The organism is Caballeronia sp. AZ1_KS37 (assembly GCF_023631165.1).
GTDB classification, from domain to species: Bacteria; Pseudomonadota; Gammaproteobacteria; order Burkholderiales; family Burkholderiaceae; genus Caballeronia; species Caballeronia zhejiangensis.
Map to the genome: position 1 here is coordinate 92,521 of NZ_JALQDP010000037.1, position 19,127 is coordinate 111,647.

Here is a 19,127-nt window from a genome sequence, read left to right on the forward strand (position 1 = left end):
CGGACCCTAGACCCGCACGATCTTGACCGCGCACTTCTTGTAGTCGGTCTGAAACGAGATCGGATCGGTGGCGTCGAGCGTCACCTTGTTGATGAGCTGGCTTGAATCGAACCACGGCACGAAGACGAGCCCGCGCGGCGGCTTGTCGCGGCCGCGCGTCTCGACGCGCGTACGCATCTCGCCGCGCCGCGATATCACGCGCACCTCGACGCCGCGTCGCAGGCCAAGCGCTTTGGCGTCGTCGGGATGCATGAAGCACACCGCGTTCGGAAACGCGCGATACAGCTCGGGCACGCGGCGCGTCATCGATCCCGAATGCCAGTGCTCCAGCACGCGGCCCGTCGCGAGCCAGAACGGATAGTCCTTGTCCGGCGATTCGGCGGGCGGCTCGTAAGGCAGCGCGTAGATCACCGCGCGGCCGTCCGGATTGCCGTAGAACTGCCAGTCGGCGCCGGCCTTCACATACGGATCGGAACCCTCCTTGTAACGCCAGCGCGTTTCCTTGGCATCGACGACCGGCCAGCGGATGCCGCGCGCCTGGTGATACATGTCGAACGGCGCGAGATCGTGGCCGTGGCCGCGTCCGAAGCTCGCGTATTCCTCGAACAATCCTTTCTGGATATAGAAGCCGAACGCCGCAGCCTCGTTGTTGCGATATTTCGGATCGACTTGCGAAGCGGGAAACTTGTCGACCTGGCCGTTGCGATACAGGATGTCGTAGAGCGTCTTGCCCTTGTATTCGGGCTTTTTCGCGAGCAGTTCGGCGGGCCAGACTTCCTCGACCTTGAAGCGCTTGGAGAATTCCACGATCTGCCAGAGATCCGAATGCGCGCCGCCTGGCGCCTGTACGAGCTGATGCCAGAACTGCGTGCGCCGTTCCGCGTTGCCGTAGGCGCCTTCCTTCTCGACCCACATCGCGGATGGCAGGATCAGATCGGCGGCGACGGCCGTGACCGTCGGATACACATCCGACACGACGACGAAATTCGAATCCTTGCGATACCCCGGCAGCGCTTCGTTGTTGATATTCGCGGCAGCCTGCATGTTGTTGTTGACCATCACCCAATAAGCGTTGATCTTGCCGTCCTTGAGCATGCGGTTTTGCAGCACGGCATGAAAGCCCGGCTTGTCGGGGATGGTGCCCGCGGGCAGCTTCCAGATATGCTCCGCTTCCTCGCGATGCTTCGGGTTGGTCACGACCATATCGGCGGGCAGCCGATGCGAGAACGTGCCGACTTCGCGCGCCGTGCCGCACGCGGACGGCTGGCCCGTCAGCGAGAACGGGCTGTTGCCCGGCGTCGATATTTTTCCCGTCAGCAGATGCAGGTTGTAGACCATGTTGTTGGCCCAGGTTCCGCGCGTGTGCTGATTGAAGCCCATCGTCCAGAAGGACACGACTTTCGTCTTCGGGTCCGCGTACAACTGCGCGAGCTGGTCGAGCTTGTTCTTCGGCACGCCGGAAATTTTCGTCACGTAGGCAGCGTCGTAGCGCGAGACGAACTGCGCGAATTCGTCGAAGGTGATCGGCTGCGAGCCGTTCGGATCGCCCGCGTTCTTCGCCGCCTTTTGCAGCGGATGGTCGGGCCGCAGCCCGTAACCGATGTCCGCGTTGCCCTTCTTGAAGTTCGTGTGCTTGTCGACGAAATCGCGGTTCACCTTGCCGTTCTTGATGATGTAGTTCGCGATGTAATTCATGATCGCGAGATCGGATTGCGGCGTGAAGACGATGGTTTGATCGGCGAGATCGAACGAACGATGCTCGAACGTCGACAGCGTGACGACGCGCACGTCCTGATTCGAAAGCCGCCGCGCCGTCACGCGCGACCACAGCACCGGATGCATCTCGGCCATATTGGAGCCCCACAGCACGAAGGCGTCGGTGGCTTCGATGTCGTCGTAGCAGCCCATCGGCTCGTCCATGCCGAAGGTCCGCATGAAGCCCGTCACGGCCGATGCCATGCAATGCCGCGCGTTCGGATCGATATTGTTGCTGCGAAATCCCGCCTTCATCAGCTTGACGCCTGCGTAGCCTTCCCAGACGGTCCATTGCCCCGAACCGAACATGCCGACGGCCGTCGGCCCTTTCTCCTTCAGCACGCGCTTGAACTGCTCGGCCATCACGTTGAACGCGACATCCCACGACACGGGCAGGAATTCGCCGTTCTTGTCGTATTTGCCGTCTTTCATCCGCATGAGCGGCGTCGTCAGACGGTCCTGGCCGTACATGATCTTCGAGAGGAAGTAGCCCTTCACGCAGTTGAGTCCGCGGTTGACTTCCGCCTGCGGGTCGGCCTGTGTCGCGACGACCTGATTGGCCTTCACGCCGACGAGCACGCCGCATCCCGTTCCGCAGAAGCGGCAGGGCGCTTTCGACCAGGCGATGTCGTCGCTCTGCGCGACGGCGTGCATGTCGGGCAGCGTGATGCCCGCGGATGCGGCCGCCGTGGTGGCGGCCGTCTGCTTAATGAACGCGCGACGAGTCAGTTTCATCGTCGATGTCCTCGGTGAGCGGATCGGCGGCTTCGTGATGCTGATAGACGAGCGCGGTGCTGATGACATCGGGAATGGATTGCACCGCCTGCAATTGTTCGGCGACGCAAGCGGAGCGATCGCTTTCGAGCGTGAGAACGATCTTGCCGTCGGCGCTCGATCCGTGAACTTGCGCGCCAGGCAAAGCCGCGAGCGCGCGCGTAATTCGTTGCAGCGCTTCTATACGGCCGAATACAACGACGCCGGCTATGTGAAACTCGCAAGACTCGTCGGTCTTGTCGGCGTAACGATCGTTGATATCGACGAGTTTGAGCTCCATTTAATTCAAATAGTCGCGACGCTCGTTAATGATGTGGCGGTCCGCCGATCAGCATCTGATAGAACCAGACCGCGAATCCGTAAGTGGCGATGATCATGACCGTGAGCACGGGAACCATGACGACGGTCAGAAACAGAAAGCTGCGCAACTCTTCGGATTTGCGTATTTCGTCTTTCTCATCCATGGGGCGCGTCAGATCTCGGTTGGCGAAGTGGGGTGGCCAGCGCGAAAGATGGATCCATTGTTGGTTTAAGAAATGCATCTTTTCAAGTTGAAAATCGCACGGCGTCGAGGGCGGGTTTTGCAACTGTCGATAAATTTCCATCGCGCCAAATGTGGCGCAATTCGAATTAATCGCCGTGCATCGTTTCGCGCGCTCGAACGAATCGCAATGACGTTAATGCTCCTTTTCACGCGCGCGATATGGCTTTCATCTTGTTCTGAATGTCGCTTTATGCGCGGCTTTCTAGAATCCGGTCACTTCTTCGATTACGGACATCCACGCATCATGCCGATCAAGCTCGAATTCGCCACGCCCGAAGGCCGCATCTCGCTTTCAATCGACGATGCCCAGTTCATGGCTTACGACGCCGGTGAACTCGCAATGCATTCGACGCGCGATTTCGTCGAACGCATGGAATCGATGGGGCTCGGCGAACTCGCGCAAACCTATGCGCGTCTTCAGGCACAGACCGAAGTCTCGGTGATGGAACTGCGCGAAGCGCGCGAAGACGCCGAAGCGTGGCTCGGGAAGAAAGAAGAAAGCAGCGTGATCGCGGAACAGATCATGCCGCGGGTCGAAGCGCTGCGTGAAACGATTGCGCGCACGCAGGCCGACTTGCGCGAGAACATCGAGCGGCTGGCGGCGCTCTCCGCAGCGTGCGATTGCGCGCTGCATCAGGTTCCGGGCTATCAGCCGCCCGCGCGCAGTCAGAGATGATCCGCTAAAGATTCGGATCGCGAATCGAATACGCGTTGCGCGCTGGAAGTCTCGCCCCGATACGCCTTCATGCCGAAGCGCTGCAGGATAAAGCTCTCGACGACGAGACGCATATCCGCTTCCAGCGGCCGCGTGCCCCAGCGGCTGTTTCCCGCCACCGACGCCACCGTGAACCACGATTGCGGCGGAAACAATTCGACGCGCAGCATGCCGCGCTCGAAGATCCTGAGCCGCCCCGTATCGATATGAAACTCGGCGCTGACCGCGCCGCCCGGCATGCCGATGCTGGCCGTAATGGCTTTCGCTTTCATCGTTCTGGTCTCTCGAAATGCTTCCGCCGCGAGGTCGATCCTCACGGCGCCGATTGTCAAATTCTCCGGCGACGCGCCTGGCGCGCGGTCGTTTCGGCAGATAATCCCCGATAGGCATACAGTACTGACGTTGCGCGTCTCCGCCTAACTACCGGCGCGATCGGCAAGTCGCTCGCAACGCGTGGCGGAGCATGATGGCGAACGTTCGCTGCCGCACACAAAGACCATCCAGCACGTCTGATTCAATAGCCGCGCTTCTCCGGCAGGAGCAAGCGCCGGTCCTGTTCACAGATGCAAATCAAAGAGGGAAGCAAACCATGCTGAAAGCGTATTCCTATGCAGCATCCGCAGCCGACAAGCCGCTCGGTCCGCTCGAAATTCAACGCCGCGATGTCGGTCCGAACGATGTCCGCATCGACATTCTGTTCTGCGGCGTCTGTCATTCCGACCTGCATATGGCGCGCAACGAATGGGGCGGCACGAACTATCCGGTCGTGCCGGGCCATGAGATCGTCGGTCGCGTCGCGGCAGTCGGTTCCGACGTGTCGAAGTTCAAGGTCGGGCAACTGGCGGGCGTCGGCTGCATGGTCGATTCATGCCGCGTCTGCAATGCGTGCAAGGAAGGACTCGAACAATATTGCGAGAGCCCGGAAAGCTTTACGCAAACCTACAACTCGCCGGATAAGAAGTCGGGCGGCGTGACCTTCGGCGGCTATTCGACGAACATCGTCGTCGACGAGGCGTTCGTGCTGAGCATCCCCGAGAACCTCGAACTCGCGGCCGTTGCACCGTTGCTGTGCGCGGGCATCACCACGTACTCGCCGCTGCGCCACTGGAACGTGCAGAAGGGGCACAAGGTGGGCATCGTCGGTCTCGGCGGTCTCGGTCACATGGGCGTGAAGATCGCCGCCGCAATGGGCGCGCATGTCGTGCTCTTCACCACGTCGCCGGGCAAGATCGAGGATGCGAAGCGTCTGGGCGCGCATGAAGTCGTCGTGTCGAAAGATCCGGATCAGATGGCCGCGCACGCGAACAGCTTCGATTTCATCTTGAACACGGTCGCCGCGTCGCACGATCTCGATCAGTTCATGTCGCTGCTCAAGCGTGACGGCACCATGACGCTCGTCGGCGCGCCGGAGCATCCGCATCCGTCGCCTTCGGTGATGAACATGATCTTCAAGCGCCGCTCGCTCGCGGGCTCGCTGATCGGCGGCATCGCGGAAACGCAGGAAATGCTCGATTTCTGCGGCAAGCACGGCATCACGTCCGACATCGAGATGATTCGCATGGACGAAGTCAACAAGGCTTACGAGCGCATGTTGAAGAGCGACGTGAAGTATCGCTTCGTGATCGACATGGCGACGATGGAAAAGTAAGCCTGTGTATCAGCGGGGCGATGTCATCGCCTCGCGCATGCTTTCGACGAAGCGTTCCGTCACTGCCGGCAGCGTCCTGCCGCGCTTCTTCACGATGGCGATCGGCCGCACGAACGCCGGATGGTCGATCGGTTTCGCGACGAGCCCCGGTTCCGCGCGCACCTCGCGCGCGGTTTCCGGCAAAATCGTCACGCCGAGGCCGCCGCGCACCATCGCGACGGCGGTCATCATGTAAGTCGGCTCGCACGCTATCTCGAGCGTTTCGCGCGTCTCGCTGAGCGCGGCGTCGACGACCGCGCGCACGCTCGTGCCTGGCGCGGTGAGCACGAGCGGCGAACGCGCGAGCTCGTCGAGCGCGATGCGGCGTTTCTTCGCGAGCGCATGCGCCTTCGGACACACCGCGACGAGCCGGTCCACGCCCGCATGCAGCACTTCAAGCAACGGATCGGCCACATCGCCGCCGGTCAGCCCGATATCGGCTTCCTCGCTGCGCACGAGCGCATTCACGGTGCTCGCCACGACGTCGCGAATCTGAAATGCGACGCGCGGCACCTCGCGCTTCATGCCGATGATCAACTCAGGCAACACGCTCGCCGCGAACGTCGGCAGGCACGCGATGCGGATCGTGCCGCTTTCGCCGATGCCCATCGCGCGGGCATCGCGCAGCACGTTCTCCATGTCGCGCAACGACTTGCGCAGGAGCGGCAGCAGTTCCCGTCCGGTCGGCGTCAGCGCGACGTTGCGGCTGTTGCGGTCGAAAAGCCGCGCGCCGACGGCTTCCTCCAAGCGGCGTATCTGCACGGTCAGCGCGGGTTGCGACAAATGCAGGCGTTCGGCGGCGCGCGTGAAACTGCCCGCCTCGGCCACGGCGACGAGCGCGCGGATATCGCGAAGATTCAGATCCATTATGGTCCGTGATAGCTGCGATCAAATCATTTCAATTGTGTAATTGCCGCTCCGAACTTACTCTGGACCGCATCAAAAGACAATATTCGGAGACACGTTCATGCTGCCGATGCTCGGCCTCGCCACCATCGTCGTCCTGCTCGGGGCGATCCTTTCCAAACGGATGTCGCCGCTCGTCGCGCTCATCATCGTGCCGATCGTGGCGTCGCTGATCGGCGGCTTCGGGCTTTCGACGAGCAGGTTCGTCATCGACGGATTGAAGAGCCTCGCGCCGGTCGTCGGCATGTTCGTGTTCGCGATCCTTTACTTCGGCACGATCACGGACGCGGGCACGCTCGATCCGATCATCGATCGCATCCTGCGCGCGGTCGGCACGAAACCGACGCGCATCGTGATGGGCACGACGCTGCTCGCGCTGCTGATTCATCTGGACGGCTCGGGCGCCGTCTGCTTTCTCGTCACGATTCCCGCGATGCTGCCGCTCTACGATCGCCTGAACATGGACAAGCGCGTGCTCGCCGCGGCCGTTTCGATGGCGGCGGGCATCAACTTTCTGCCGTGGACCGGGCCGATGATCCGCGCATCGGCGTCGCTGCATCTGCCGATTTCATCGCTGTTCAATCCGCTGATTCCGGTGCAGGCCGTCGGGCTCGTGTTCGTGTTCGGCATGGCGTGGTGGCTCGGCCGCCGCGAGGAAAAGCGTCTCGGCTATTCGAGCGCGAACGGCGCGATTCCGCTTCCGAAGCGCGAACTGACGCCCGAAGAACAGTCGCTGCGCCGCCCGAAGAATTTCTGGTTCAACATCGTGCTGACGGTCGTCGTGCTCGGCACGATGGTCGCGATGGGCGAAAAGATTCCGCCCGCCATCATGTTCATGGTCGGGCTGTGCATTGCGCTGATGGTGAATTATCCGAACGTCGACATGCAGCGAAAGCGCATCGACGCGCACGCTCGCGCCGCGTTGATGATGGCCGGCATTCTGCTCGCGGCCGGCGTGTTCACCGGCATCATGCAGGGCAGCGGCATGTTGAAGGCGATGGCGCAGGCGGCGGTCGGTTTCGTGCCGCCCGCTTTTGCCGGCCACATTCCGGTCGTGCTCGGCCTGCTGTCGATGCCGCTCTCGATGCTCTTCGATCCCGATTCGTTCTATTTCGGCGTGTTGCCGGTGATCGCCGAAGTGGCGTCGCAACTCGGCGTGCCGGCGGTGCATGTCGGCCAGGCGGCGCTCCTCGGTCAGATGACGACCGGCTTTCCCGTGAGCCCGCTCACGCCCGCGACGTTTCTCGTCGTCGGCTTGTGCGGCATCGATCTCGCGGATCATCAGAAGTTCACGTTCCCGCTGCTGTTCGGCGCGTCGGTCGTCATGACGATCGCGTGCGTCGTGCTGGGCGTGTTCCCGCTGTAAAGGAAAAGCACCATGAAAGACATCATCAGAATCGGCGCGGGCGCGGGTTATTCGGGCGATCGCATCGAACCTGCCGTCGAACTCGCGGAGCACGGCGCGCTCGACTATCTCGTGTTCGAATGCCTTGCCGAACGCACGATCGCGATCGCGCAGCAGTCGCGCCGCAACGATCCCGAACTCGGTTACGACCCGTTGCTCGAAACGCGCATGCGCGCCGTGCTGCCCGTCGCGGCGAAAAATGGCGTGCGGATCATCTCGAACATGGGCGCGGCGAATCCGCGTGCGGCGGCGAAGAAGACCGCGAGGATCGCGCGCGAGCTCGGCCTTGACGGATTGAAAATCGCAGCCGTCACCGGCGACGACGTGCTCGATGTCGTTTTGCGTTCGCGCCTGCGCTTCGAGGAATCCGGCGACGATGTGAGCGCGTACGCGGACCGCATCGTGTCGGCGAATGCGTATCTCGGCGCGGCGCCGATCGTCGCTGCGCTCGCGGCCGGCGCGGACATCGTGCTGACCGGCCGCGTTGCGGATCCGTCGCTATTCACCGCGCCGCTCATCCACGAATTCGGCTGGAAGATGGACGACTGGACGACGCTCGGACAGGCGACCGTCGTCGGCCATTTGCTCGAATGCGCGGGTCAGGTGACGGGCGGCTATTTCGCCGATCCCGGTTACAAGGACGTGAACGATCTCGCGCGTCTCGGCTTCCCGATCGGCGAAGTGAGCGCGGATGGTTCTGTCATCGTGACGAAGGTGCCGCACGCAGGCGGCTGCGTGACCGAAGCGACGTGCAAGGAACAACTGCTCTATGAGATTCACGATCCGGCGCGTTATTTTCAGCCGGACGTCGTCGCGGATTTCACGCAAGTTCGCGTCGCGCAGGAAGCGCGCGACCGCGTGCGCGTGACCGGCGGACGCGGCCACGCGCGCACGGATACGCTGAAGACATCGGTCGCTTATGTCGATGGCTATATCGGCGAAGGTCAGATTTCCTACGGCGGTCCGGGCGCGGTCGCACGCGCGCGGCTCGCGCTCGATATCGCGCGCGAACGGCTGTCGATCATGTGCATCGATACGAGCGAACTGCGCTTCGACCTCATCGGCGTCAATTCGCTTTACGGCGACGCGCTTGCAGCGAACGCCGAAGAGCCGTATGAAGTGCGCGTGCGCGTCGCGGGACGCACGTCGAGCGCGAAGGAGGCGGCGCGCATCGGCAACGAGATCGAAACGCTCTATACCAACGGCCCGGCGGGCGGCGGCGGCGTGACGAAGGCGACGCGGGAAGTCATCGCGGTGCAGTCCGTGCTGCTCGCGCGCGAACACGTGAAGCCCGTTTTCGAATTCGTGGAGGCAAGCGATGAAACTGCGTGAACTCGCGCACGGCCGCACCGGCGACAAAGGCAACACGTTGAACGTGTCGGTGATCTGCTTCGACGCGAAGCACTACGCGCATCTGCGCGCGCAACTGACGCCCGAGCGCGTGAAAGCGCATCTCGCCGATGTCGTGAAGGGCGATGTCGTGCGTTACGAACTGCCGCTCTTGCACGCGTTCAATTTCGTTTTGCGCGATGCGCTCGGCGGCGGCGTCACGCGTTCGCTCGCGCTCGACGCGCACGGCAAGTCGATGAGCTCGGCTTTGCTCGATATCGAAATCGATGCGGTTTCCAGCCCAACGCCTATCTGACCGATACCGTGTCGATCTTGCGCGCGGAATCCGCGGGCAACACCGACGTCAACACGTTCGCCGGCACATGCTGCGCCTCTTCCTGCGAGACCGCGCCGACGAACTTCCAGCCCGACGGCATTTTCACGAACGTGAAGCCGGTGGGTTGATCGACGAACACCGAATACGGCGCAGGCGATGCAGCCGTTTCCGTGGCTTGCGCAAACGACACCAGCGGGCTTGCCAGCAGCAAAGCGGCTGCGAGCGCGGACAAAGTCGATTTCATGGCGACACTCCTGAGATGGTTCCGATGTTTATGTGACGATCGATACAGATATTTAAGCATCGGCGCGCGACAGCGTCCAGTTATTTTGTTACGATCGACACATAATTCAGAATTTCGATGGACGCACTAATCGCCGGCATCGAAAAGGAGCGAGACATGTCGTCGGAAATGCACGAGACGCAGCACAGGGCGCGCGGCCGGCCGCGCGCATTCGACCGCGAAGCGGCGTTGCGAAACGCGATGGAACTGTTCTGGGCGAAAGGCTACGACACCTGTTCGATGGCCGATCTCGTCGAAGCAATGGGCATCAATTCGCCGAGCCTTTATGCCGCGTTCGGCAGCAAGGAAGATCTGTATCGGGAGGCGGTCGAGCTGTACACGGAAGCCGAAGGCGGCGCGGCGCTCAGGCAGTTGCAGGCGCACGAATCCGTGCGCGACGGCCTGCGCGCGATGTTCCGCGCGAGCGTCGAATTGTTCACCGGCAGGAAGACTCCGCGTGGCTGCATGATCTTTCTGGGCGCGATGTCCGTCGGCGGCGAGCACGCGCAATTGCGCGCCGAGATGCAGAAGCGCCGGCGCAAGGTCGCGTCGATCGTCGCGGCGCGGCTCGCGCAGGGCGTCGAAAATGGCGAGCTCGACGCTCGCACCGATGTTCAGGCGCTCGCCGCGCTGTGCATGACATTGTTCGCGGGTCTGTCGATTCAGGCGCAGGACGGCGTGCGGCGTGCGGCGCTTTTCGCGGCGGTCGATCAGTTCATCGCGACGCTGCCGCTGCGCGCGAAGCGCTGAGCGAAACGTTCGCAGCCGTCACAATCGACGACGAAACAAAGTGTCCTTGCGCTTGCCCGCGCGCCGATGACGGGACCAAAATCCCCGACACCCGGCATTTTGGAGCATCGCCATGACGACTCACGTCATCAGTTTTTTTGCCGACGACACCGCGCGCGCGTCGTTCGAAAATCATCGCCGCTATTGCGCGCGTCTTGCTTATCCGCACGAGTATGTCGATACGGCCGCGATCGGCTGGGCACATCTGCGAATGCTGTTGAAGTATCAAGTGTTGTTGCGCAAGCTGCGCGCGTGTGCCGAGGGCGATCTCGTGTTGCTGATCACGCAGGATTGCCTGCTGTTACGCGACATTCCGTGCGAGACGCTCATGCGCGGGGAAAACCGCGATTGGATCGTCTCGTATCGTGACGAGGACCCCGGCGACGTCATGGCGGCGTTTCAGCTTTGGCGCAACACGGCGGCCGCGCGCGAGCAGGTTCAACGCATCTGCGAGGGTGCCAGGTTCGGCAGGGCGCTCGCGAGCGAAGCGCAGTTGCTGAGTGCGCTAGGACCTCGGCCGTTCACTGAGGCGATCGAAGGCCATCATCCCGTTGTGCTCGCGGCGCTGAACGTGTCGCCGATATGGGCGGAATGGCCCGCGTTCTCTCTTGCGCTCGCCGATATGCCCGATGCGCCGAAGAATCAGCCGGTCTTCGCCGACTTGCGCGATCTGTTCGCGGAGCACATCAACGAGTGTCAGGCGCGCGGCCTGCCGTATCTCGCCTTGCCGCAGCCGGAAGCCGATGAAACACGCTACGAAGCGTCGAACCGAAGCGCGTCCATCGCGCTCGCGATGCTTCATACGCCGAATATCCGCGAATACGGCGCGATCGCCGAGCGCAACGTGCGCCGCTATTGCGAGCGTCACGGCTACGCGCTGCATCTCTATCGCGACGTGCCGGCCGAAGCGGGCGCGGGCGCGAGCGGCAACTGGATCAAGCCCTGGGTGTTGCTGCGCCATTTGCCGGAACACGAATGGGTCTTCTGGATCGATGCCGACGTGCTCGTCGCCGATCAGAGCCGGCGGCTCGAACCGCTATGCGAGAAGCGGGATCGCGTGCTCGCGACGGACGTAAGCTGGCAGTTCAACTCGGGCATCATGGGTTTTCGCAACACGCCGCAAAATCTCGACGTGCTGACGGAAATCGAGCAGAGCATCGGCGCGATCGCGGATAAATCGTCGACCTATGCAAGCGGCGGCGACCAGGACGTGTTCATCAAGGTGCTCGCACGGCATGGCCTTGCCGACTCGCGCCATCTGCTCGATTGCGCGACCATCAACACGCCGTATCAGCTTCAGTCGCGCGACAGCTTCATGGTGCATTACATGCATATGTGGCCGTCGCTGCGCGCGCTCATCATGCATCACGGCGACCTGACGAGCCAGATGCGCGGCGCGCGCCGTCCCTGACTGTCTATTCCTTGACTTTCCAAAGCTTTACGCGCAAGCATGAGCGATCGCGCGAGCCGCCGCGCGTGCATCGATTTTTTAGGTAGTCCCTACTTACACATCGTTCCGATGATGCCGCGCCCGTCCACGCCTCGGCAGCATATCCGCCTTTGCACGGCGAGCGACGGCGTGCGCATCGCGTACGCGACGTGCGGCTCTGGCCCGCCGCTCATCAAGGCGGCGAACTGGCTCAGTCATCTGGAGCTCGATTTCACGAGCCCGGTCTGGAACCATCTGATGCTCGAACTGTGCGGCCGTCACACGCTGATTCGCTACGATCAGCGCGGCTGCGGTCTCTCCGATCGCGACGTCGGCGAAATTTCCTTCGACGCCTGGCTGCGCGATCTCGAAACCGTCGCCGATGCGAGCGGCCTCGAACGCTTTCCGCTGCTGGGAATTTCGCAGGGCGCGTCGATTGCCATCGCGTATGCGGTCGCGCATCCGGAGCGGGTCACGCATCTCGTGCTGCATGGCGGGTACGCGCGCGGCCGTTTGAAACGCTCGTGCGATCCGGCGTTGCACGAGGAAGCCGAAATGCTCGTGAAGCTCGCCGAACTCGGTTGGGGCAAGCAGAATCCGGCGTTTCGCCAGTTCTTCACGACGCAGTTCATTCCCGGCGGCACGCCGGAGCAGCATCACTGGTTCAACGAACTCGAACGTCTGACGACCACGCCGCGCAACGCCGCGCGCATCATGCGCGTGTTCAACGAGATCGACGTGGTGGCGCTGCTGCCGCGCGTGCAATGTCCGACGCTCGTGCTGCACGCGAGCGGCGATGCGCGCGTGCCGTTCGACGAAAGCCGCCTGCTCGCCGGGCAGATTGCCGGCGCGCGCTTCGTGCCGCTCGATAGCGAAAATCACATCACGCTCGAATCCGAGCCTGCGTGGCAACGCTGGCGCGAGGAAGTGCGGGGGTTTCTGCCGTCATCGAACGTGAGCGATCCGGCGTTCTCCGCGCTGACGCCGCGTGAGCGCGATATCGTCGAATTGCTCGCGGGCGGGCGCGACAACGCGCAGATCGCCGCGCGACTCGCGTTGAGCGAGAAGACCGTGCGCAATCACATCACCAGCATTTTCGCGAAGCTCGAAGTCGAAAACCGCGCGCAGGCCATCGTGCTCGCGCGCCGCGCGGGCTTCGACGCGCCCGCCGCCTGAGCGCTTCGGGACCTGCGTCCCCCTTCATTGCCGCCAAATGCCGTGTCCCGGTGCGCAGCCGGGACATGCGCCTCATGTGCGAGAGCGGGCCGTTGCAGAGAATGATTCGCAGAACGGTGACGCGGCGCACAACCCTACGCAGACCTGTTCGACGCAGCGCGCGGATTGCAGGGCGCGCATTCATCAGAGTCATCGACGCAGAGTCGTTCCGGAGTTCGCACATGGAAGCCGTTCAGCACGAGTCTCAATCCAGGAAAATCACCCCGCAGCAACGTTATGCGAAGTGCATCGAAGTGTCCCGCCGCATCCGCTGGGACATCGATCGCGACGTATTGCGCGGCCGTCATTTCGATCCCGCGCACAAGTTCATGCCCGACGGACTATCCGAAGTGCATCGTCTGCCGTTCCTCGACGCGCGCGAACGCCGTCTGATGTCGCAGGTTCAGGGCCGCACGTACGCCAACATGTTCGGCATGATCGAGCGTTTCGTCGGCGCGAAGATGCTGGAGGTCGGCCGCGATCATGCGCTCGGCGATCAGACCGCGCTCGAAGCGATCGTGCGGTTCACCGACGAAGAGCTGAAGCATCAGGAATTGTTTCGCCGCGTGGAAGCGCTCGCCGCGCAAACGCTGCCGCCGGGCTATCGCTTCATCGCGCAGGCCGACGAGGTTGCCGCGTTCGTGCTCGGCAAATCGACGTGGTCGATTCTCGCGCTGACGTGTTGCGTCGAAATCGTCACGCAGGTGCATTACCGGCAGAGCATGGAAAGCGACGCGAGCTTGTCGCCGCTATTCAAGGACATCTTCCTGTTCCACTGGAAGGAGGAGTCGCAGCACGCGATCATCGACGAACTCGAGTGGATGCGCGAAGACGCGCGGCTCGACGACGACGCGCGCGATGCCGCGATCGGCGATCTGATCGAGCTAGTCGCGGCCATCGACGGGATGATGCAGGCGCAAGCCGCCGCCGACGCGCATTACTTCGTATCGCAACTCGACCGCGCGCTTTCCGCCGACGAAGAGGCGCGCGTGCATGCGGGACTGGTCGATGCGTATCGGTGGCAGTACATCATCTCGGGCGTGGACGAACCGCGCTTCGGCGAAATCCTGATGAGCCTCATCAGCGAGGCGCAGGGCGAACGCATGGGCGCTGCGCTCGCGCCTATCCGACGCCGCGCGCTCGCAAGCGAACTCGATACGCTCGCGTGACGCGTGTCGCATGAAGCGCGAGAAGGCCGGGTGTTCGCGCCCGGCCTTCTCATTTTTAGAACGTTATCCGTAAGACAAATGGTTTGCTGCTCTGCAAAACGCTGAATTGCCGTGAAAATCTAGTCGTTACCGATGTACTGAAGCCGTTTTTTTTCGGGCAACATAAGGCAAAGCAGGTAGTCGTCGCTCGCTGTCCCAAACTGATAACTAGATTGGACCATCATGCTCGCCGAACCGTTGCCGCAAACGACAGACATCGAAAAATTCGCGGAAGATCATGAGCGCTTCGCGCGACACACGCCATCCGAAATATCGATCGTTCTGCGAACGCTCGTGCAGCGGGGCGACATGCTCACCGTGACGAGCGGGCGCGGACAGATCGTTACGCAACTGCTGAAAACCGACGCGCGCGAAGCGTGCATCGTGTTCGACTGGGGCGGCGTCGAGGCGGACAATCGTGTGCTGCTCGAAGCGCGGCAGTTGTATTTCAAGGGTGCGCCGGACGGCGTGCGCGTCGAATTCACGACGCTCGCCGCGCGCGCCGTGACCCACGAAGGACGTCAGGCGTTCGAAGTGCCGTTCCCCGAGAAGCTCTATCAGTTCCAGCGTCGCGAATACTTCCGCGTGCCGACGCCGGTTCTCGAACCCTTCTACGCGAAAGGTGCATTCGCCGACGGCGAAGCGTTCCGCCACGAAGTGCACGACCTGTCGCTCGGTGGCATCGCGCTGCGCATGGACACGCCGCGTCTCGCGGAAACGGAGCGCGGCACCGTGTTCCGCGATGTCGTGCTTCATCTCGGTCCGGGCGCGGCCTTGCCCGTCGATCTCGAACTCGTGTCGCCGCGCTCCGTGACGACGCCGCGCGGCGATGTGCGTTACGTCGTCGGCTTTCGCTTCGTGCGGCTTTCGGCCGCCGCGGAGAACGTGCTGCAGCGGCTCATCACGCGCATGGAAGCGAAACGGCGCAGCCTGTCGGCCTGAAGGCGCGGAAAGGGCGCGCAACGCGTGGAGTAAAATGCGTGCCTCTTTCCACTCACGACGACGCATGTTGCGCAAGGCCTGGCGCGGAGAAGAACGCTTCTGGAAAGTCTGGTGGCTGTTGGGCGTGCCGATCCACCTCGCGTGGTGGTTCGTCTATCTCGACCTCTGGACGAGCGGCGTCACTCCCGAAACATTTCTGCTGATCACCGTCTGGTTCTGGCCCGGCATGCTCGGCGTATTCGCCGTGTGCTCGGCGCTGTATCTGCTGTGGTGCACGCTCGCGTGGCGCTGCGCGGGCAATGTCGATCGGCGCGTATGGACGATCGTCGCGCGCGTGCTGATCGGCGTCGGGATCGGCTCGTTTCTCACCGAATGCACGCTGATTCTCACCGCACCGTTCGTCTGATCGGACCGTCATTGCGCGCACGCGCGCCGGCTTAGCGTGCACAATGTCCGGGCTTGCAGCACGCCAACGAACGACGGACAACGACGCGCATGCTCAACGAATTCGCCAAGACGGTCCTTGTGATCGTCGCCGGATTGTTCCCGATCATCAATCCTCCCGCGACGGCGCTCGTCGTGCTGAGCATGCTGCCGCATATCGGCGACGCCGATCGCGCCGAGCTCGCGCGGCGCATCTGCATCAACAGTTTCGTGATCTTGCTGGCGTCGCTTTTGATCGGCGCTTATGTGCTGACGTTTTTCGGGATCTCGATTCCGGTGTTGCGCGTGGCGGGCGGTTTCGTCGTCGCGATGGCGGGCTGGAGCCTGCTTCAGACGCCCGATGACGACGACGGCGCCGAACCCGCGCCCACGCCGCGCGGCGGCGCGTCGCTGCGTGCGAAGGCGTTCTATCCGCTGACGCTGCCGATCACCGTCGGGCCGGGTGCGATCGCGGTCGCCATCGCGCTCGGCACGGGCTCGCCGCGTCATGGGCTGCAGCCGGTGCATCTCGCCGGCGTGGGCGTCGGGCTTGTCGTTCTGTGCGCGAGCATCTATGTGTGCGTGCGATTCGCGGGGCATTTGGAGCGCCTGCTTGGCGCCGTCGGAACGCAGATTGCCATGCGCCTTTTCGCGTTCATCATCTTTTGTATCGGCGTGCAGATTCTCTGGCTCGGTTTGTCGGAACTGATCGCATCGGTTCAGCTCAACGTCAAGTAGAGCGGGAGACGGGGTTTTGATGGCGGATCGCAGGAACTTCGCAGGCACCGTTGGTATGGGCTTTTTGCTGATGATGGTTTTTATGGTTCTTCGCCGGATCCCGTGTTGGTGTCGGTCTATTGGCGTTGCCCCTGTCCTAATGCACCGACACGAAAACGGGATCCGGCGAAAGAAAAGGCCGACACGATCACGGGACCTATCGCAAAAAACATCAAAAAGGCAAGAGATTCCACTTAACAATGGCGCGGACGTCGCGCTCAAACCCGAGCACACTCATCGCGGCGGTATCCATCGCGAGATGCGCCCCAAGAGCCGGCGATCCCGTCGCCCACTGCGCCCCGAACACGCGCGAAAAATGCGCGTGCGAAAAAAGTGCGATGTTCATCGCATTCGTCGCGAGCAGCTTGTCGATCAGCGCCTGCGCGCGCGTGCCGACATCCGCGAGATTTTCGCCCTCCGGAATCGGCGATGACCATACCGACCAGTCCGGCGCCTCTTCACGGATTTCCGGCGTGGTGCGGCCTTCGTAGATGCCGTAATTCCACTCGTGAAGCTCGGACTCCACCGTCGCGCGATCGCCCAGACCCGCGAGCCGGCAGGTTTCGATCGCGCGGCCCATCGGGCTCGTCAAAACTAAGTCGAAAGACTGCGACGCGAGCACCGGCGCGAGCGCCCGCGCCTGTCTGCGTCCTTCGTCGGTGAGCGGAATGTCGGTCGTGCCGGTGTGCTGGCCCGACTTGCTCCACTCGGTCTCACCATGCCGGATCAGCCAAATATGCATGCCGCCTTTCATGTTCATGTCGTTCACCCGATGTCTGATGAATGCTCTCGCCGCGCCCCGCGCAACACAGGTTCGGATTCTGCACCGATCGCCGAAGCCGCGCCGCGAAGCTGCCCACTCAGTCCACCTCGCGCGTCGCGAACGCCTTCAGCAGATGATGCGCGATCGCGAAGGGCTTCGGCGCGGAAAGTCCCTGTTCGTGCGTGCCGTCGAGCATCGCGCGGATCTCCTCGCGCGTGAACCAGCGCGCATCTTCGAGCTCGTTCCTGTCGATGGTGATATCGGTCGTGACGGCGCGCGCGAAGCATCCGATCATCAACGATGAAGGAAACGGCCACGGCTGCGACGCGAAATAGCGCACGTCCGTGCAGCGGATGCCCGCTTCCTCCAGCACTTCGCGATACACCGCGTGCTCGAAAGTCTCGCCCGGCTCGACGAAGCCCGCAAGCGACGAATACATCCCCGGCAGAAATTGCGGCTGACGGCCGAGCAGGCAGCGTTCGCCATCCGTGACGAGCATGATGACCACGGGGTCGACACGCGGAAAATGCTGCGCCTTGCAGTTCGGACAGATGCGCCGCCAGCCCGCGCCCGCCGAATCGGTCGGATGGCCGCAGTTCGCGCAGAAGCGATGCCGGCGATGCCAGTCGAGCATCGATCGCGCTTCGCCGAGCGCGCTGACGAGCGGCGGCGACACGAGACCCTGCATCGCGATGGGGCGCAGTTCGACCGCTTCGACATCGGCGAGGCTCGGCGTTTCTGCATCGAAGGAATGGGCGAACAGCGCGCGGCGGTCGGCGTCGCGGCCGAGAAGAACCGTCTGCGCGGGCGCGCCGAGCGCCGCGATTTCCTGCGCGACGAAAAGGGGATCGTGACCGTCCGCGCGCTTGAACAGCGGCACGTTGTTCACGAACAGCAGAAAGCGCGTGGCGGGATCGTCGCGCAGGCCGGCGACGTAGGTTTCATCGTCGCGCTTCTCCGATACGCGATCGAGCGGATCGAGTGTAAAACCGATGGCATGAGGCGGCGTGGGCATAGTATTTTTCGTGTGTGGCGGCGCGCGGAAGCGGCGCGACGCGTGACGGGAAGATGCAAGGCCAACCGGGAATCGTAACGAACTTGGCGCGTCCTTGCTGGAGGACGCACGGAGACGTCGATGATCACGCTCTATTCGTATCCTCAGTTGTTCGGCCTCGAAGACAACAATCCGTTCGGATTGAAGGTGTTCGCGTTCCTGAAGCTCGCGGCCCTGCCATTCGAGCATCGTCACGTGCTGGACACGAGCGCCGCGCCGCGCGGGCAGTTGCCGTATCTCGTCGACGGCGATGAAACCATCGGCGACAGCGATGCGATCATCGCGCATCTGAAGAGCAAGCACGCGATCGAACTGGACGACGCGCTGGGCGCCGCGCAGCGCGATCTCGATCTGCTGGTCCGCCGCACGCTCGACGATCTTTACTGGGTGATGTCGTACTCGCGCTGGCGCGACGACCGCTACTGGCCGCAGTTTCGCGATGCGCTCCTGACGCAGCATCCGGACATCGGCGCCGACGCGCTCGAAGGCGCGCGCAAATACAACTTCGAACGCTATCGATATCAGGGCATCGGCAGATACGAGCCGGACGCCGTGTATGCGCGCGGCATCGCGAGTCTCCAGGCAATAGCGAATCTGCTCGGCGACGGTCCGTTCATGTTCGGCGACGCGCCCGCGAGCATCGATGCCGCGCTGTACGGGTTCGTCGCGAACATCTGGTTCTACGACATCGATACGCCGCTCAAACGATTCGTCGCCACGCGCGGCAAGCTCGTCGAACATTGCGGCGCGGTGCGCGAACGCATGGGCCAGGGAGCGGTGGCGTGACATTTA

General features: G+C 62.8%; 21 protein-coding genes. 13 read left to right on the plus strand and 8 right to left on the minus strand.

What is annotated here, in order from left to right; translation table 11 throughout:
* Nucleotides 1-6: 6 nt before the first annotated feature.
* The 3 genes from napA to napE are packed head-to-tail and all read right to left on the minus strand — an operon-like array spanning nt 7 to nt 2,993.
* Nucleotides 7-2,490, minus strand: coding sequence for a periplasmic nitrate reductase subunit alpha (gene napA, locus NCS00_RS24780; RefSeq protein WP_250441244.1), 2,484 nt, complete (start codon nt 2,488-2,490; stop codon nt 7-9).
* Entirely contained in the window at nt 2,462-2,809 is a 348-nt protein-coding gene (locus NCS00_RS24785; RefSeq protein ID WP_250441245.1) for a chaperone NapD, read from the minus strand. Before NCS00_RS24785 ends, napA begins: the two co-directional genes overlap by 29 nt.
* A gap of 25 nt (nt 2,810-2,834) precedes the next feature.
* Nucleotides 2,835-2,993 carry a periplasmic nitrate reductase, NapE protein gene (gene napE, locus NCS00_RS24790; protein ID WP_008349047.1) on the minus strand — a complete coding sequence of 53 codons (159 nt, stop codon included), beginning with the start codon at nt 2,991-2,993 and terminating at the stop codon, nt 2,835-2,837.
* A 270-nt stretch (nt 2,994-3,263) separates the two neighbouring features.
* Here napE and NCS00_RS24795 point away from each other — a divergent pair, with 270 nt between their 5' ends.
* Nucleotides 3,264-3,749, plus strand: coding sequence for a hypothetical protein (locus NCS00_RS24795; protein WP_235366259.1), 486 nt, complete (start codon nt 3,264-3,266; stop codon nt 3,747-3,749).
* Here the strand turns inward: NCS00_RS24795 and NCS00_RS24800 are convergent.
* A complete protein-coding gene (locus tag NCS00_RS24800; protein WP_008349044.1) occupies nt 3,740-4,060 on the minus strand; it encodes a hypothetical protein in 321 nt (106 codons plus the stop codon). The two genes, NCS00_RS24795 and NCS00_RS24800, sit on opposite strands and share 10 nt — an antisense overlap.
* Nucleotides 4,061-4,377: 317 nt before the next feature.
* Between NCS00_RS24800 and NCS00_RS24805 the strand changes: the two genes are divergently transcribed.
* Nucleotides 4,378-5,436, plus strand: a complete 1,059-nt coding sequence (locus NCS00_RS24805; protein WP_008349042.1) for an NAD(P)-dependent alcohol dehydrogenase — start codon at nt 4,378-4,380, stop codon at nt 5,434-5,436.
* Between the two features lie 9 nt (nt 5,437-5,445).
* Here the strand turns inward: NCS00_RS24805 and NCS00_RS24810 are convergent, their stop codons facing one another.
* On the minus strand, nt 5,446-6,342 hold the full coding sequence (locus tag NCS00_RS24810; RefSeq protein ID WP_250441246.1) for a LysR family transcriptional regulator: 897 nt from the start codon (nt 6,340-6,342) through the stop codon (nt 5,446-5,448).
* A gap of 100 nt (nt 6,343-6,442) precedes the next feature.
* Between NCS00_RS24810 and NCS00_RS24815 the strand changes: the two genes are divergently transcribed.
* Genes NCS00_RS24815 through NCS00_RS24825 form a run of 3 tightly spaced genes read left to right on the plus strand, consistent with a single transcriptional unit; the run spans nt 6,443 to nt 9,431 of the window.
* Entirely contained in the window at nt 6,443-7,747 is a 1,305-nt protein-coding gene (locus NCS00_RS24815; RefSeq protein WP_175982638.1) for a CitMHS family transporter, read from the plus strand.
* Between the two features lie 12 nt (nt 7,748-7,759).
* A complete protein-coding gene (locus NCS00_RS24820; RefSeq protein ID WP_250441247.1) occupies nt 7,760-9,118 on the plus strand; it encodes an acyclic terpene utilization AtuA family protein in 1,359 nt (452 codons plus the stop codon).
* The gene (locus NCS00_RS24825) at nt 9,105-9,431 is read left to right on the plus strand and encodes an AtuA-related protein (protein WP_008349032.1); all 327 of its coding nucleotides are present in this window, start codon (nt 9,105-9,107) and stop codon (nt 9,429-9,431) included. The genes NCS00_RS24820 and NCS00_RS24825 overlap by 14 nt, the downstream gene beginning before the upstream one ends.
* Here NCS00_RS24825 and NCS00_RS24830 read toward each other — a convergent pair.
* Nucleotides 9,424-9,696 (minus strand): hypothetical protein, encoded by a 273-nt coding sequence (locus NCS00_RS24830; protein ID WP_008349031.1) that lies wholly within the window; start codon nt 9,694-9,696, stop codon nt 9,424-9,426. The two genes, NCS00_RS24825 and NCS00_RS24830, sit on opposite strands and share 8 nt — an antisense overlap.
* Nucleotides 9,697-9,852: 156 nt before the next feature.
* Between NCS00_RS24830 and NCS00_RS24835 the strand changes: the two genes are divergently transcribed.
* The 7 genes from NCS00_RS24835 to NCS00_RS24865 all read left to right on the plus strand — a co-directional run bounded on the left by NCS00_RS24835 (nt 9,853) and on the right by NCS00_RS24865 (nt 16,479).
* Nucleotides 9,853-10,485, plus strand: coding sequence for a TetR/AcrR family transcriptional regulator (locus NCS00_RS24835; protein ID WP_250441248.1), 633 nt, complete (start codon nt 9,853-9,855; stop codon nt 10,483-10,485).
* A gap of 112 nt (nt 10,486-10,597) precedes the next feature.
* The gene (locus NCS00_RS24840) at nt 10,598-11,935 is read left to right on the plus strand and encodes a glycosyltransferase family protein (RefSeq protein ID WP_250441249.1); all 1,338 of its coding nucleotides are present in this window, start codon (nt 10,598-10,600) and stop codon (nt 11,933-11,935) included.
* 108 nt (nt 11,936-12,043) lie between these two features.
* Entirely contained in the window at nt 12,044-13,129 is a 1,086-nt protein-coding gene (locus NCS00_RS24845; RefSeq protein ID WP_033536494.1) for an alpha/beta fold hydrolase, read from the plus strand.
* A gap of 221 nt (nt 13,130-13,350) precedes the next feature.
* On the plus strand, nt 13,351-14,337 hold the full coding sequence (locus NCS00_RS24850) for a hypothetical protein (protein WP_175982634.1): 987 nt from the start codon (nt 13,351-13,353) through the stop codon (nt 14,335-14,337).
* A 222-nt stretch (nt 14,338-14,559) separates the two neighbouring features.
* A complete protein-coding gene (locus NCS00_RS24855) occupies nt 14,560-15,318 on the plus strand; it encodes a flagellar brake protein (RefSeq protein ID WP_250441250.1) in 759 nt (252 codons plus the stop codon).
* A 64-nt stretch (nt 15,319-15,382) separates the two neighbouring features.
* On the plus strand, nt 15,383-15,724 hold the full coding sequence (locus NCS00_RS24860) for a hypothetical protein (protein ID WP_008349022.1): 342 nt from the start codon (nt 15,383-15,385) through the stop codon (nt 15,722-15,724).
* 89 nt (nt 15,725-15,813) lie between these two features.
* On the plus strand, nt 15,814-16,479 hold the full coding sequence (locus NCS00_RS24865) for a MarC family protein (RefSeq protein ID WP_008349021.1): 666 nt from the start codon (nt 15,814-15,816) through the stop codon (nt 16,477-16,479).
* A 211-nt stretch (nt 16,480-16,690) separates the two neighbouring features.
* Here NCS00_RS24865 and NCS00_RS24870 read toward each other — a convergent pair whose 3' ends face one another.
* On the minus strand, nt 16,691-17,278 hold the full coding sequence (locus NCS00_RS24870) for a histidine phosphatase family protein (RefSeq protein ID WP_250441251.1): 588 nt from the start codon (nt 17,276-17,278) through the stop codon (nt 16,691-16,693).
* Between the two features lie 100 nt (nt 17,279-17,378).
* Nucleotides 17,379-18,296 carry an NAD(+) diphosphatase gene (gene nudC, locus NCS00_RS24875; RefSeq protein WP_250436879.1) on the minus strand — a complete coding sequence of 306 codons (918 nt, stop codon included), beginning with the start codon at nt 18,294-18,296 and terminating at the stop codon, nt 17,379-17,381.
* 120 nt (nt 18,297-18,416) lie between these two features.
* On the opposite strand from nudC, the gene NCS00_RS24880 reads away from it, so the two are divergent.
* Complete coding sequence (locus NCS00_RS24880) at nt 18,417-19,121, plus strand: glutathione S-transferase family protein (RefSeq protein WP_175982630.1); 705 nt, start codon at nt 18,417-18,419, stop codon at nt 19,119-19,121.
* Nucleotides 19,122-19,127 lie beyond the last annotated feature (6 nt).